The 12,538-nt window shown below is 52.4% G+C and carries 15 protein-coding genes and 1 pseudogene; 6 read left to right on the plus strand and 10 right to left on the minus strand.

What is annotated here, in order from left to right; genetic code table 11:
* Positions 1-12 precede the first annotated feature (12 nt).
* From CJD38_RS13320 to CJD38_RS13330, 4 genes are all read right to left on the minus strand, one after another.
* Positions 13-372 (minus strand): hypothetical protein, encoded by a 360-nt coding sequence (locus tag CJD38_RS13320; protein WP_107940858.1) that lies wholly within the window; start codon positions 370-372, stop codon positions 13-15.
* The gene (locus CJD38_RS18375; protein WP_146165986.1) at positions 369-626 is read right to left on the minus strand and encodes a hypothetical protein; all 258 of its coding nucleotides are present in this window, start codon (positions 624-626) and stop codon (positions 369-371) included. The genes CJD38_RS13320 and CJD38_RS18375 overlap by 4 nt, the downstream gene beginning before the upstream one ends.
* Before the next feature lie 160 nt (positions 627-786).
* Positions 787-1,116: a hypothetical protein gene (locus tag CJD38_RS13325; protein ID WP_107940859.1), complete on the minus strand. Its 330-nt coding sequence runs from the start codon at positions 1,114-1,116 to the stop codon at positions 787-789.
* Between the two features lie 28 nt (positions 1,117-1,144).
* The gene (locus tag CJD38_RS13330) at positions 1,145-1,318 is read right to left on the minus strand and encodes a DUF1328 domain-containing protein (RefSeq protein ID WP_107940860.1); all 174 of its coding nucleotides are present in this window, start codon (positions 1,316-1,318) and stop codon (positions 1,145-1,147) included.
* 513 nt (positions 1,319-1,831) lie between these two features.
* Between CJD38_RS13330 and CJD38_RS13335 the strand changes: the two genes are divergently transcribed.
* The 5 genes and pseudogenes from CJD38_RS13335 to CJD38_RS13355 all read left to right on the plus strand — a co-directional run bounded on the left by CJD38_RS13335 (position 1,832) and on the right by CJD38_RS13355 (position 6,093).
* Positions 1,832-2,380 (plus strand): DUF4142 domain-containing protein, encoded by a 549-nt coding sequence (locus CJD38_RS13335; protein WP_161554237.1) that lies wholly within the window; start codon positions 1,832-1,834, stop codon positions 2,378-2,380.
* A 155-nt stretch (positions 2,381-2,535) separates the two neighbouring features.
* Complete coding sequence (locus CJD38_RS13340; RefSeq protein WP_107940862.1) at positions 2,536-2,991, plus strand: PA2169 family four-helix-bundle protein; 456 nt, start codon at positions 2,536-2,538, stop codon at positions 2,989-2,991.
* A gap of 505 nt (positions 2,992-3,496) precedes the next feature.
* A pseudogene (locus CJD38_RS13345) lies at positions 3,497-4,699 on the plus strand (cytochrome P450); the annotation flags it as partial.
* Positions 4,700-5,077: 378 nt separating this feature from the next.
* Positions 5,078-5,398 (plus strand): 2Fe-2S iron-sulfur cluster-binding protein, encoded by a 321-nt coding sequence (locus tag CJD38_RS13350; RefSeq protein WP_107940864.1) that lies wholly within the window; start codon positions 5,078-5,080, stop codon positions 5,396-5,398.
* 80 nt (positions 5,399-5,478) lie between these two features.
* Complete coding sequence (locus CJD38_RS13355; protein WP_107940865.1) at positions 5,479-6,093, plus strand: TetR/AcrR family transcriptional regulator; 615 nt, start codon at positions 5,479-5,481, stop codon at positions 6,091-6,093.
* A gap of 7 nt (positions 6,094-6,100) precedes the next feature.
* Here the strand turns inward: CJD38_RS13355 and CJD38_RS13360 are convergent, their stop codons facing one another.
* The 6 genes from CJD38_RS13360 to CJD38_RS13380 are packed head-to-tail and all read right to left on the minus strand — an operon-like array spanning position 6,101 to position 11,485.
* Positions 6,101-7,777: a cytochrome P450 gene (locus tag CJD38_RS13360; RefSeq protein WP_107940866.1), complete on the minus strand. Its 1,677-nt coding sequence runs from the start codon at positions 7,775-7,777 to the stop codon at positions 6,101-6,103.
* Between the two features lie 12 nt (positions 7,778-7,789).
* Complete coding sequence (locus CJD38_RS13365) at positions 7,790-8,242, minus strand: hypothetical protein (protein ID WP_206363001.1); 453 nt, start codon at positions 8,240-8,242, stop codon at positions 7,790-7,792.
* Between the two features lie 35 nt (positions 8,243-8,277).
* A complete protein-coding gene (locus tag CJD38_RS13370) occupies positions 8,278-8,979 on the minus strand; it encodes a hypothetical protein (protein WP_107940867.1) in 702 nt (233 codons plus the stop codon).
* A gap of 7 nt (positions 8,980-8,986) precedes the next feature.
* The gene (locus tag CJD38_RS18785) at positions 8,987-9,121 is read right to left on the minus strand and encodes a hypothetical protein (RefSeq protein WP_276307798.1); all 135 of its coding nucleotides are present in this window, start codon (positions 9,119-9,121) and stop codon (positions 8,987-8,989) included.
* The gene (locus CJD38_RS13375; protein WP_107940868.1) at positions 9,118-9,936 is read right to left on the minus strand and encodes a CbbQ/NirQ/NorQ/GpvN family protein; all 819 of its coding nucleotides are present in this window, start codon (positions 9,934-9,936) and stop codon (positions 9,118-9,120) included. The genes CJD38_RS18785 and CJD38_RS13375 overlap by 4 nt, the downstream gene beginning before the upstream one ends.
* A 16-nt stretch (positions 9,937-9,952) precedes the next feature.
* Positions 9,953-11,485 (minus strand): nitric oxide reductase activation protein NorD, encoded by a 1,533-nt coding sequence (locus CJD38_RS13380; RefSeq protein WP_206363002.1) that lies wholly within the window; start codon positions 11,483-11,485, stop codon positions 9,953-9,955.
* Positions 11,486-11,840: 355 nt separating this feature from the next.
* Between CJD38_RS13380 and CJD38_RS13385 the strand changes: the two genes are divergently transcribed.
* On the plus strand, positions 11,841-12,500 hold the full coding sequence (locus CJD38_RS13385) for a TetR/AcrR family transcriptional regulator (protein ID WP_161554238.1): 660 nt from the start codon (positions 11,841-11,843) through the stop codon (positions 12,498-12,500).
* Positions 12,501-12,538 lie beyond the last annotated feature (38 nt).

The following is a 12,538-nucleotide window of genomic DNA, read 5'->3' on the forward strand; positions in this document are numbered from 1 at the left end:
ATCAATGTCGACTTAGCCGCAAAGCACTCTCAGTATTTGAACGTGATTTTGCATTGCGTCGTGATTGACTTGACCTTCAGACTCACCCATCTGCGTTGCTTGCACGGCGATGCCGGTGTCCGGCGCTTCAGCGTGAAACTGCTGCCATGACCTCGCCTGCTGAAAAGCAGACTGCGCCTTACGCGGAGTTGGCTTAGGCTTTTTGATGGAAGGCTTAACGTCGTAGTCCGTGTCTTGGCGCTGAACGCTAGGCGGCGGAGTTGGCTTCTTCGGCTTTTTGTCTTTATGGGACTCAGCCTCAATTTGCGGAGCGCCTTCGATTTGCTCAGAGAGTTTGATCAATGCGTGACCGTCTTCATGAATAGAATTCATTTGGCTTCTCCTAAATTAACGGTGCGGCTTTGGTCGTCGGTCCAGCCTAGGACTGAATGTCTATTAAGAACTGAAAGCTTGGCGACGATTTCGCGGATATCTGCGGATGCATCCATCACGCCGTGCCAATCTTCTTTTTGAAAGCACATCAATAAATAATCTTTCATCAGTACAAAGTCTCTCTCAAGCTGGCGTCTTTCCTGTTCAGGTGCGCGATCTCGAAACAGTGCTTCTTTTGTTTGGACTTTATTCATGGGGATCATTTTTTTATTTTATTAATTGGGTTGAACAGTAGTCAGGCATCCACGCTTGATTGAGCGCTAACTGACGCCGGTATAAATGACCCGCCAACCTTAGGTACAAGGATGGCGGGTCATAACCGGGTCAAGAGATGACCGGCATACTCTTCAACAATTACCGCTGCTGCGGCTTGTCCTGTGCGCGAGGACGATCACTCTGTTCGCCTTGCTGCTTGGACTGTGGTGAAGATTTGCCGCCGCCTGGCTGACGATTCTCATCGTCGTGACGTGCATGCTGCTGTGAATCTCGGCCAGCGCTGCGATCGTCTTCCTGACCAACCGACGTGCGGCTTTCGCCTTGCTGACGAGATTGCTCACCTTGCTTTGCATGCTGCTGGCTAGCGTTCTGCTGGGATTCAGCGTTAGCACGATCCTTGTTGGCATCCTGCTTGTTCACTGAGTTCTGCTGATTTTTATCTGTAGGTTTACCGTTATTTTCTTTCACAATAATTCTCCTGAAGGGTATCGATTTATTACTCAACCGGTGTGCGAACGCGGACGCCGCTAACCAGGCTGACAACGAAAAGAACCAAGAAAAGGAAGAAAAGAATCTTTGCTATTCCGGTTGCCGCTGAGGCAATACCGATAAAGCCCAAGTAACCTGCAAAAAGCGCAACGATGAAAAATACTGCCGCCCAATAAAGCATTGTCGTTCTCCTGAAAGTGCTTCATTACAGGTCGCATCTATTCAACCTGCGATCAAGCCAATTTATTCTGGCTCACTAGAATTCAGGCAATCACCGTGCCAATGCTTTTCTTTCCCAGGTGTAACAGTGAGTTATCGATTTATATCGTTCTGAGATTGGTCTATTTATTGCGCGCACGACTTCTCACTGCATGAATGTGTCGCCATATGACGACAGTTAAATCCATTCAAAAAATAAGTGTTTGTATTTTTTACAAATAAGCAGTCGTTAGAAAACGACACTCCTGAGATATTGCCCCACCAATAGGCCAACACACAGAAAATTTATGTGGGAATAAAATAATTTTCTACCTGAATATTTTTTATTGATGTGTCGCGTTAACGACGAGATGAATTAATATTAATTGGAACCATGCCGATCAAACGCGTTCATAACTTTGTACATGCATAACCAATGCACGGACTCGACTGCAGATGCAGACGAATAAATTCCTAATGGATGAAGGAGAAGTTTATGAAACCGTTTAAGCGTAATTTGGCTCTCATCGGACTCGCTGTTGGTATTGGCATGCCGCTATACGCATCTGCTGATTCCTCATCGGATTCAACAAAGGCTACTGGGCCTACGACTGTTTCCAAAGATGACATCGAGTTTCTTGGAAAAGCCGCGCAAGCTGATATGACCGAAGTTCAAGCAGCAACAATTGCATCAAGCCGCGCTCTAACTACTGAAGCAAAGTCATTGGCTACCAGCGCCAAGACAGATCATGAAGTGAATAACACTGATCTTCGTGCAATCGCTGCAACCAAAGGTGTCGTGCTTCCTACGCGTCTAGATTCCAAGCACCAGAAAGAACTGGATAACCTTCAGAAGGTAGACGCAAAGAAGTTTGATGCTGCCTACGCTGAAGTGGTGAAGGATAGCCACGAAGATGCCGTTGATCTCTTTGAGAAGACTGCAAAGAAATCTAAGGATGCAGACATTCAAACCTATGCGAAGAACACGCTGCCAACACTTAAGCAGCATCTCGACATGGCCAAGCGCCTTGATGAGAAGAGCTAGTTGTTAAAGCTCTGTTCACTGCCGCTCATTTTTGATGAGCGCAGCTCTCGCATCAAACTTGAAATGAACTTCTAGTCATAACTCAAGTCGGAATATCGTGACGTTAATATTTTTCAGCGTCACGCACTTATTTAATTAAATTGTTAAGGAGATTTATGAATACCAATGACACCATCAGCATTTTGAACGACCTCATCGAAACAACTGAGGACGGCAAGAAAGGTTTTACTGAAGCCGCACACGACGCGACCAAGCCAGAACTGAAAGCAGCTTTCCAGCAACGCGCAGTTGAATGCAGCAACGCTGCGACTGAGCTTCAGAGCCTCGTGCAATCCATCGGCGGCAAACCTGCAACGACCGGCACCATCGCAGGCGCTGCTCACCGCGGCTGGGTCAAGGTTAAATCGGCCGTATCTGACAGCAACGTCGCTGTTCTAGAGGAGGTGGAACGTGGTGAAGATCGCGCCAAGGCCGTATTTGCCAAGGCACTCAAAAGCGAGATTCCGCCACCTATTCGCACCGTGGTACAGCGTCAGTACGAAGGCGTGATTCGTAATCACGATCGCATGCGGGACTTGCGTAACAGCTATCGCGCATCTGCAAGCGCTTAACGCTAGCTGACCTATCAGGCTGCACTCTTTCGATTCATTAAGTGTGCAGCCTGATAGTTTTATTTCTGTTTTCAAAGAATCAATCTATGCGTCGCCAAATATTTTCTTCCTATATGCGCCAACGAGTCGCACACGTCGTTGACGCCAACCGACGTGGGAACCCAGCAGTCGTCGCCACTTGCCATGGGAGCCATGCGGCAGGACACGCGGCCTTAAAGCTGCCCCGCCTCCAATCCGCGACTGAGACGACTGTCAGCCAACCGTAGCGCTTTCTAAAGTCCTCGCGCCCCGCTTAAATACATTTCTATTTCAATAATTTAGCTTAAATAACACTGAGCAGAATTTCGCCTGCCCGGTGATTTTTAGTGTCAGCGAGCTTGCCCGCTTTACAGGCTAATGAACATGCGTGTACATTATAGTTCAGCATGACCGCTGCCCCTGCGAGGGCAATTGGAGACGGCATGTCCTACCCACGCACAGCAATAAACACGCGAAGGAACGAGAAATGAATTCAGCTGCCGCTCAGAGCATCTCATGGGATCCCTACAACACAGATCTAATCCCTAACCCGTATCCGATGTACAAGCGCCTCCGCGAGGAGATGCCGCTGTACTACAACGAGGAACACGATTTCTACGCGATCAGTCGCTATGCAGATATCGAAGCCACGCTGCGCGATCGCGACCTGTTCAGCTCAGCACACGGCGACATTCTTGAGTTCATCAAAGCCAAATCCGTAATGCCGGATTCCGTGTTCATTCACCAGGATCCACCTAAGCACACGGCTTATCGCTCGCTGATGCAGCGCATCATCACGCCTAAGCGCATGTTCGCTGTTGAGCAGGACATTCGCGCACTTTGCGCACGCAGCCTTGATCATTTGGTTGGCGGCGACCGCTTCGACTTCATCACCAATCTCGGCGCAGAAATGCCAATGCGTGCGGTCAGCATGCTGCTGGGCATTCCTGAAAAAGATCAGACTGCAATCCGCGAATCTGTTGATGCGCGCATGCGCACTGAAGCTGGCAAGCCGATCGACCTCGCAAACCAGCAAGCCATTCAACAAGAAGCCCTCGCAGGCTTTGAGGAATACATCAGCTGGCGCGAAAAGAATCCGTCCGACGACATGATGACGGAACTGCTGCAGACGGATTTCAAAGATCCCGAAGGCGTTGTTCGCAAGCTAACGCGCGATGAGATTTCCAATATCGTCAACGTCGTCGCTGGCGCAGGCAACGAGACCACCAATCGCTTGATCGGCTGGATGGGCAAGACGCTCTCCGAGCATCCTGATCAGCGCCGCGACATCGTCAAGAACCCTGCACTGATTCCGGCTGCCATCGAAGAACTGCTGCGCTACGAACCACCTGGCCCATTCCTCGCACGCGAAGTGATGCGTGATATCGAACTGCACGGCAAGAAGATTCCGAAAGGCGCTGCGATGATCATGCTAGTCGCTGCAGGCAATCGCGATGAGTCGCGCTTTGTTGACGGTGACAAATTCAACATCCATCGCGAACAGCGTCCGCACATGACTTTTGGTCAAGGCATTCACGTTTGCATCGGCGCACCGCTGGCACGTCTTGAAGGCCGCGTTGCAATGGAAGAAGTGCTCAAGCGATTCCCAGAATGGGAAGTGGATTACGACAAAGCCGTGATGTCATCGACGTCATCCGTGCGTGGTTGGGATTCGCTGCCCGTCTGGATTGGTTCCAAGCCGAAGAACTACGTTGCACCAAAGCCCGCCGCACCTGCGCCAGCACCCGCTGCCCCTGCAGCAGATGTCACGCTGGAAGGCACTTGGAATGTCGTCGTCAAAGGCCCTACCGGCCCGCAGCCTGCTGTGCTGACGCTGGAGCGCAATGGCGACAGCTTCACCGGCGCACAGGCCGGCGCTGGCACCAGCACGCCTATCGCCGACTTCAAGAAAACAGGCAACAAGATTTACTGGGTCAACCACATCACCAAGCCAATGAAGATAAAAGTAGAATTCACGGGCGAGCTCAGCGGCAATGTCATCACCGGCAAGGCCAAGGCTGGCTTCATGGGCTCGTATCCTTTCACCGCAACCAAGGCGTAAGCAGTCATGCCAAAGATTCTCTACATCGAACACAACGGCAAAGAGCATGTGGTTGATGCGGATGTCGGCAAAAGCGTGATGCAAAACGCGCTCGAAAATCTCGTGCCAGGCATCATCGGCGACTGCGGTGGTGCTTGTTCATGCGCTACCTGCCATGGCTACATCGACCCAGCTTGGGAAGGCAAGGCCGGCAGCAGAAATGAGAACGAAGAAATGATGTTGGATGGCGCTTTACGTGTTGAGCCAAATAGTCGCCTGACCTGTCAGGTGATCATGACGCAGGAACTCGATGGCCTCGTGGTACGTCTGCCTGAATCACAGTTCTAAACAAGTTGTCGTCTGGAGCACGGACAGATGTCCGTGCTCCAACGCACTTTTGTTCAGAGAACTGAGACTAAACTGTGCGCATGAGTAAGACGGTCGAACCCACTCCGCGCAAAACCCATATCCGGAATCCGGTGCAGACGCGCGAGCGATTGCTGCAAGCCACAGTCGAGTTGCTTGCGCTGAAAGGGCCGGATGCACTGTCGATCAAAGAAGCTGCACAGCTGGCTAATGTCAGTCGTGGTGTCGCCTATCAACATTTCACCGACCGCGATCATCTCCTGCGCGAAGCCAAAGGCTGGATCACGGAACGTTTGCTTGAATCAGTTCAGTACAGCAGCGTTGCCTCCGCTGATGATGTGATGCTACAAACCGCACGACTCGTCATGCAGAACCGCGATGCCGCCACACTGCTCATTGCAGATGCGATTGCAGGCCGCGAACTGTCATCTGATCACCCAATCAATCGGATGGTCAGACAAACGCTTAAACATATGCAAAGCACCGGCGAAGCACGCGCCGATCTCGACGTTGAAATTCTCTCGTACATCTTCCTCGGCATGACCTCAACACTCGTCATGCTCAGCCGATTGCCCGACAGTGATCATGAGCAACTCGCTCAACGCTTTACGCGCGAATTATCGAACTTCCTCCGCCACGGTATTTTCTCGCCTACGGCGACACCGCAGAAGACTTAACACCGGATTACATTTTTACGGCGGTAAAAGGGAACGAGCCCATGATCGAAGCCTTGATCTTGCCGTTCATCGAGTTGCCATCAACAACGCCTGAGAACTGCAGTTTCAGCGGAAGCGGCTTACTGATCTTATTGACCCAGCTGAGCTTGCCACTGCGACTGTCGTAGTCGATTTCTTTAACGGTTTCGACCTGACCCAGTGCGGACTGCGTGCCGCCGAGAACACCATTCTCGACTTTCAAGATCAAGGTTGTTTCCTGTGGTCCGGTGGGTCCATGAATTGTGACTGTCCACGTTCCTTCAACTGATGCTGGAGGCCCGGCAGTCACTGTTGCTTTGGCAGTGCTCGCGGCAACCGCCGCTGCCAACACAGGCATTTCCGCTGCTTTAGGTGCAGCGCTGGTTGTGGATTCGGGCTCATCTACTTCAGCACTTTCAACTCCCCACTGGAGATGAATACTGGTCGGCCCCGCAATGATACTGCCATGGAAAGTCGGCGGTCTCTTGGGATCTAAACGGAACTCAGGCAGTTTGTACAAGATTGTTTCGTACATGATCTTGAGTTCCAAGCGCGCGAGGTGAATACCAAGACAATGATGTGGCCCCGAGCCGAAGGCCAAGTGCGTGAGTCCTTCGCGATTCATATCGAACTTCGTCGGCTGCGCGTACTTTTTCTCGTCAACGCTAGCGCTAGGAATGAACATCATGACGCGCTCAAGTTCTTTCATCTGCACGCCATGAAATTCGGTATCGCGCTTCATGATGCGAATCGGCGCAACGAAGGCATAGCGTCGCAATATTTCTTCTGAAGCCTGTGGAATCAGTTCTGGGTTAGCGCGAAGCTTTCTTTGCAGATCGATATCACTGGCGATATGACGTACGCCAAAGCCCATTGCATTGACGACCGTATCGAGGCCAGCGATGAACAGGATGACGCAATAGCTCAGCATCAAATCCAGCGTCATCGGCTCGCCTTCAATCTCCAAGGACCACAACAGACTAATGAGATCCTGCTTGGGATCATGTTGACGTTCGATAATGGTGTCGCGCATGACGGCCGCGATGCTTTGCATCATCAGCATGTTTTCGGACAGATCAGGCGAAATGGACGTCAGATGTTTCTTGGCCAGATCACGGTATTCTCGTTCCTTGTTTTTCGGCAACCCAAATAATCCGAGGAAGATTTCTACCGGATAGATATCCGACACATCATGCTGAAACTCGCAGCGGCCCTTGGCCACAATGCCATCAATCAAGCGTTCTGCGACAGCGCGAATTTCAGCTTCGCGAGCCATCACAGATTTTGGCGAGAAAGTCGAAAACAGCGGTAACCGCAGCTTTGCGTGCAAAGGTGGATCAATACAGATGGGCACAGGAGAGGGAATGCGCTCCTCTGCTGGCAGATCGGCCATCATTGCCTCGAACGCGGCAGGCGAAAAATGTTCGCTTGAGAATGATCCATAGTCGCGCAAAGCGTCTTGAACGGCGTCGTGGGACTGCACCATCCAATGGCCACCGTTATAGGGCGTCCAGAAAATGGGCGGCGCCTTTACAGCGAGGTCAGCAGCACGCGCGTGCGGATCTCGGCAGTATTCAGGGTCGGTGTTGTAGTCGAATTCATAAACAACAGACTCCGAAACGTGATCCGGCCTTTTCACCTTATTGGCCATGTCTGCGCTGCTCATTGATAACTCCCTTTATTGTTGTGGTTGCGCTGCAGATAGACCTGCTTTTAACGCGACATCTCGCTCTGCACGAAGCCTGGCCCCCGCCGCTTCACGTGCAAGTCGCTCATCACGAAATTTGACGAGATCGCGATAACCGATTCGCTTGTAGTGCGGCCGCGGCTGAATGCCCCAGGTGTCTTGCGCGGTCTTCTGCCCTTTTGCTTCTGCAGGCCCAAACAGTGGATACGGCACGATGCACTCACGTGAGTCATCGGCAAATCTGACCTTCTCCATCTCATGACAGACTTCAGTCAGCGTCAGCGTGGGCCAACCCATCCACATCGCGATGAGTGGAAACGACAGTGCCGCTTCAAAAACCAAACACACAAGGCATACGAACAGCCCGCGCTGTAACCACTTATGCATATTGGCGTAGTGCGCGGTTGTGCCCAGCGGTAAATCTTTTTCATTAGATGCGTTCATCTGGAATTCCTTTTATTGAGTTCAGTCGCTTTTCATCACTCGGAGAAAATCTCGCGATTGACCGTGTGTAGGTAAGGAAGTGAGAGAAATGGCGTGATGTACCAGATGTCGTAGAGCCACCAACCCCACACCGGGAAGGTGACGCCCGAATAGCGAATGTCAGCGAAGATCGTCATGTTGGTGTTGTAGCCCGTCCACACAATCACGCCCATCCAGCAGGTCACGATGAGCCACTGCTGGCCCCAGCGTTTCATTTGCAGAAGACCAATTGCTGCGGCCAAGCGCGCGCAGAACAGAACTGGGATCAAAGCAATTTCCCAAGCTTTTTCACCGGGCGCGCCTGCACCACCCAGCCACAGTTCGTTGTAGTGCCAGAAATATCCACCATCAAACATCGCGCCCCAACCTGTTGTGAGTACACGATTGACGAGGGTGTGGTTGGCGAAGAGATCAAGTGTCCAACCCATGCTGTTGAGCGCGGAGTCGATAATCACCAGATAACCGATCAAGGTGACGATGGTCGGACGCATTGAAAGCCCGGCTTTCGCGGCGTTGATCTGAAGCCTTAGCCCATACAGAAACAAAGGCAATCCGAAGAGGCCGAGGATAGCGGTGCCCATCAGAATAGTGCCGCTGATCATCCACTTGTCAGCGCGTAGCTGTGCTGCAGCGCTGTCGCTCTGATGTGCGTCGTAGTTTCCGAAATTTCCGGATTGCGAATTAGTAATAGCTGTCATGACGATTTCACCAGTTGCTGATGGATTTCAGATACAGCTGAACGAGGAACGTGGCAAAGATCCATGAATAAATGAGGACCTGGAAAACGATCATCGCTTTCTTGCGGCGACGATCCTGCTCGGATACCGATTTGTTGTTCATGCTTTAACTCCTCCCGCGTCGACGCGTTTAGTCGCTGCCCCCAATAAACTTGCCGAGGCCAATTCACGTAGGCCGTCGTTGATAGCGCCGTCATTGCTGAGTGGCGCGAGAATGCAAACTTCAGCTGCTTCCAATTCGCTTGCACCGGCCGCGACCAGCTTTGCAGCCGTAACGAGGACGCGAGTAGAAGGTGGTTCGAAATGGAAAATGTCGTCTGCCTTGCGTATCGACATCGCGCAATTCACAAGACGCTTTGCTGCTGAGAGATCAATGCCCGCTTCAGAAACCAGCACTTCTGCTTCACGCTCGGGTGGCAGATACGTCATTGCCACCGTGACGAAGCGTTGACGGAATGAAGGCTTGAGTTCTTTCAGCGAGCTGCGATACGCAGGGTTGTAAGAGCACACCAACATGAAAGAGTCTGGCGCCGTGACAACTTCACCCGCGCGATCAAGATATAAGGTGCGGCGATGATCGGTCAGCGAGTGCAGAACGGCGAGTGAGTCATGGCGTGCTTCAACCACTTCGTCCATGTAACAAATCGCACCGCTTTTCACGGCTCTGGTCAGCGGCCCGTCGTTCCACACGACGTCGCCACCGGTGACCATGAATCGGCCGACCAAATCCGAACTGGTTAGATCATCGTGGCAGCTGATGGTCACAACATCGCGACCGAGCACTTCTCCCATGTACTCCACGAAGCGTGTTTTTCCGCAGCCTGTTGGCCCGGTCAACATCACGGGCACACGTTGCGTTGCAGCCTGTTTGAACAGTGCCACTTCAGATCCGTTGCTTTGATAATAGTTATTGCTCATTTACTCCTCGCACTTCTTATGTCGCTACAAGCTCGCGGTGAACCTGCGCTAATACGCGCGGCAGATCCTCCACTCGCCTGATGCGTGTCGAACGTCGTGGCCCGAAAATATCTGGCAGTGGATCGACCTTCGTCTGTCCAACGCCGATGTAATAAATAGATACCGATGCTTCAGTTGCTTCCTCGACGGCATGTGCTGCATCTGCCCAGGCATAGCGACCTTCGTAGCCTTCATCTGAAAGTTGTCCGTCTCCGATCACGATCAACAAACGGCGCTCCGATGGCTGTGCGAGCAGGCGACTAGTCAAATGCCGGATTGGTGCGCCTAAGCGGGTGTATCCGCCCGTCAGCAAACCAAGATCACTGGGCATGACGGAGTTGGCGTCTGTGAAATCTCTGAGGCAAGTCACATCGACGCGATGACGTGTCTTACCGTTGAAAACAAACAGTCCATGTCGCTCACGCGCGATCGACATCGCATGACAAAGCGCGTCGGCACACTCCAATTCCAATTTGAAAGTGCGGCCGTTCTGTCCACCTAACGAAGCACTACCGTCGAGCAGCAGCGCAGTGGTGACGTCACGAAATGTTGGCAGCAGATCTCTGAAGACACGCGCTTCAGCAGCTTTTCCGGTTAAGCGATCGACGTGGAAGTCGATGTACTGATCGATATCGAGATCTGAGCCATCTTCCAAGCGCTTCTGCATCACGCGATGCGTGTGCTCTTCGAACCAACGACGCAAATCAGCCGCTGGTACACGTGGCTTGCCTTTCTTTGCCTGAAACTTTCTTTCCAGCACTGCGACGTGATCAGGAAGGAATTTCTTCGTCCACAAATTCCACTCAGGATATGGAACGCCTGCACGTTGATCTGCGCGAATCTCGGGATCATCGTCCTCAGGACGACTCGGAGGAGGAATGCGAGAACTCTTGATGTTCCCTTTTCCACCCACCGGAATCGTGTCGTAGCCTGGCGAGAGATAGCGTTTAGTTTTCGACCAGGGCATGCGACCTTGTCGTCTACGCAATGCATTTAACAAACCACCTTTGGTAGCCGCGCCGATCGGCAGTTGTCCCAGCAATGGGTGATAGCTCAACTCTTGCTCTGATTTCGCTAACGCCATTGCACCTTCGAGTATCGCGACGCCATCCAGATCGGCGCTTCTCATATCAAGGTCTGGCAGAAAGCGTCGCAGCTCAGGCACCAGGCCCGGCCAACGCGAACCAATCCATCCCAACGCAACGCCACCTTCCACTAGTGAAAGTGCAGTGAGTTGTCTGGGCGATAAGGCTTGCAGCGTGAATGTAGCGATGCGGCTCTTCGATGGGGCGCATTGCATCGCGATGCCGCAGGTCCAGGTTCGCAAAGTCCAATCCGGACTCACTGCTGGATAGGGAACGTTCATCACCGTGCGGCCGAGATTCATGCCGAAGATGCGGCGCTCGCCGGACATGAGATGGACGCTGTCGCAGCGCCCTTCTGACAGGGCCGATGCAACAACCGCACAGCTGCGCTCGATGCTTAGCGCGTCTGCGGAATCATGGGACACGACGGAATCGGCGTTTGGAAGACGGGATTCAGAACGTGCCTACAGATTCGAAGAACCAATACCAAAACCAAATCACAAGGCCACAGATACCGAAGGCAAACACTAAACGCAGAGAGTCCAGAAGGATCAGTTCCAACATTTCAATCTCCTCATTTGTACTGCGCTGGTTCCCAATGCTTGCGCCCTAATTGCAAGCTTCCAGCGCCCGGCGGGTGGCGCCTTTGTTAGGCGTCTTTAAAAATTCTACTTGCGAGTTAGTTGAATTTCAACTTTCGAGTTAGTAGAATTTGTTCCTGAAGATGCGGTTTGGCATGCCTGCCGCTGCAAAAACCCGGGAAAGAGGCCTTTAAAAGCCGTGAACGCACAAGTCGCAACAACAGAACCAAGTGGTGCCAGAGCCGAGCGCACGCGCACGGCCATTCTTGCGGCAGCCGAAGATCTTTTTGCCCGACGCGGCTTTGCATCTACCCGCCTAGAAGACGTGGCGGAAATTGTTGGGATGACCCGCGCAGCACTCTTCTACTACTACGGCGACAAGCAGGCCTTGTTCGACGCCATGCTCGCCGACACTTTTGGATCACTGGCCATCAAGCTCGATGAAGTGCTGGCCAAAGGTGGCAGCATTTCGGAGCAGATTGAATTGGGCGTCGAAGCTTGGGTGGATGCCATCGTTGCTCGTCCGGCAATGGCGCGTCTGATCATGCGCATCGTTGCTGACGGTCCCGAGTTCCTGAAACACGGTGTCTTCTCAGACAACAACCAGATCGCGATGAAGTACTGGGCACTCTTCGAAAAAGGCCGCGCCAGTGGCGAGCTCAAGCCACTTCACGATGACCCTTTCCACGCAGCAAGCGCAGTAATCGGCTCGACGGTTTTCTACGTTGGCGCACTCGCAGCACTGGTTCCACACGGGCATTTTGAACCGCTGGATGAGCAACAAATCTCGGCACACAAGAGCGAAACGCTACACACCACGCGCCGTTTGCTGGGGATCGCGGAGCGCAACAAGAAATAAGAGGCTTCGTAAAAACAATTCGCTTCAAGTCTGGGGGG

The sequence above is a fragment of the Stenotrophobium rhamnosiphilum genome, from assembly GCF_003052265.1.
Lineage (GTDB): Bacteria > Pseudomonadota > Gammaproteobacteria > Nevskiales > Nevskiaceae > Stenotrophobium > Stenotrophobium rhamnosiphilum.

Excerpts from the sequence above, each read along its gene's own strand:
- CJD38_RS13320 (WP_107940858.1), bottom strand. The coding sequence starts at position 372 with ATGAATTCTATTCATGAAGACGGTCACGCATTGATCAAACTCTCTGAG.
- CJD38_RS18375 (WP_146165986.1), bottom strand. The coding sequence starts at position 626 with ATGAATAAAGTCCAAACAAAAGAAGCACTGTTTCGAGATCGCGCACCT.
- CJD38_RS13330 (WP_107940860.1), bottom strand. The coding sequence starts at position 1,318 with ATGCTTTATTGGGCGGCAGTATTTTTCATCGTTGCGCTTTTTGCAGGT.
- CJD38_RS13335 (WP_161554237.1), top strand. The coding sequence starts at position 1,832 with ATGAAACCGTTTAAGCGTAATTTGGCTCTCATCGGACTCGCTGTTGGT.
- CJD38_RS13340 (WP_107940862.1), top strand. The coding sequence starts at position 2,536 with ATGAATACCAATGACACCATCAGCATTTTGAACGACCTCATCGAAACA.
- CJD38_RS13350 (WP_107940864.1), top strand. The coding sequence starts at position 5,078 with ATGCCAAAGATTCTCTACATCGAACACAACGGCAAAGAGCATGTGGTT.
- CJD38_RS13355 (WP_107940865.1), top strand. The coding sequence starts at position 5,479 with ATGAGTAAGACGGTCGAACCCACTCCGCGCAAAACCCATATCCGGAAT.
- CJD38_RS13360 (WP_107940866.1), bottom strand. The coding sequence starts at position 7,777 with ATGAGCAGCGCAGACATGGCCAATAAGGTGAAAAGGCCGGATCACGTT.
- CJD38_RS13365 (WP_206363001.1), bottom strand. The coding sequence starts at position 8,242 with ATGAACGCATCTAATGAAAAAGATTTACCGCTGGGCACAACCGCGCAC.
- CJD38_RS13370 (WP_107940867.1), bottom strand. The coding sequence starts at position 8,979 with ATGACAGCTATTACTAATTCGCAATCCGGAAATTTCGGAAACTACGAC.
- CJD38_RS18785 (WP_276307798.1), bottom strand. The coding sequence starts at position 9,121 with ATGAACAACAAATCGGTATCCGAGCAGGATCGTCGCCGCAAGAAAGCG.
- CJD38_RS13375 (WP_107940868.1), bottom strand. The coding sequence starts at position 9,936 with ATGAGCAATAACTATTATCAAAGCAACGGATCTGAAGTGGCACTGTTC.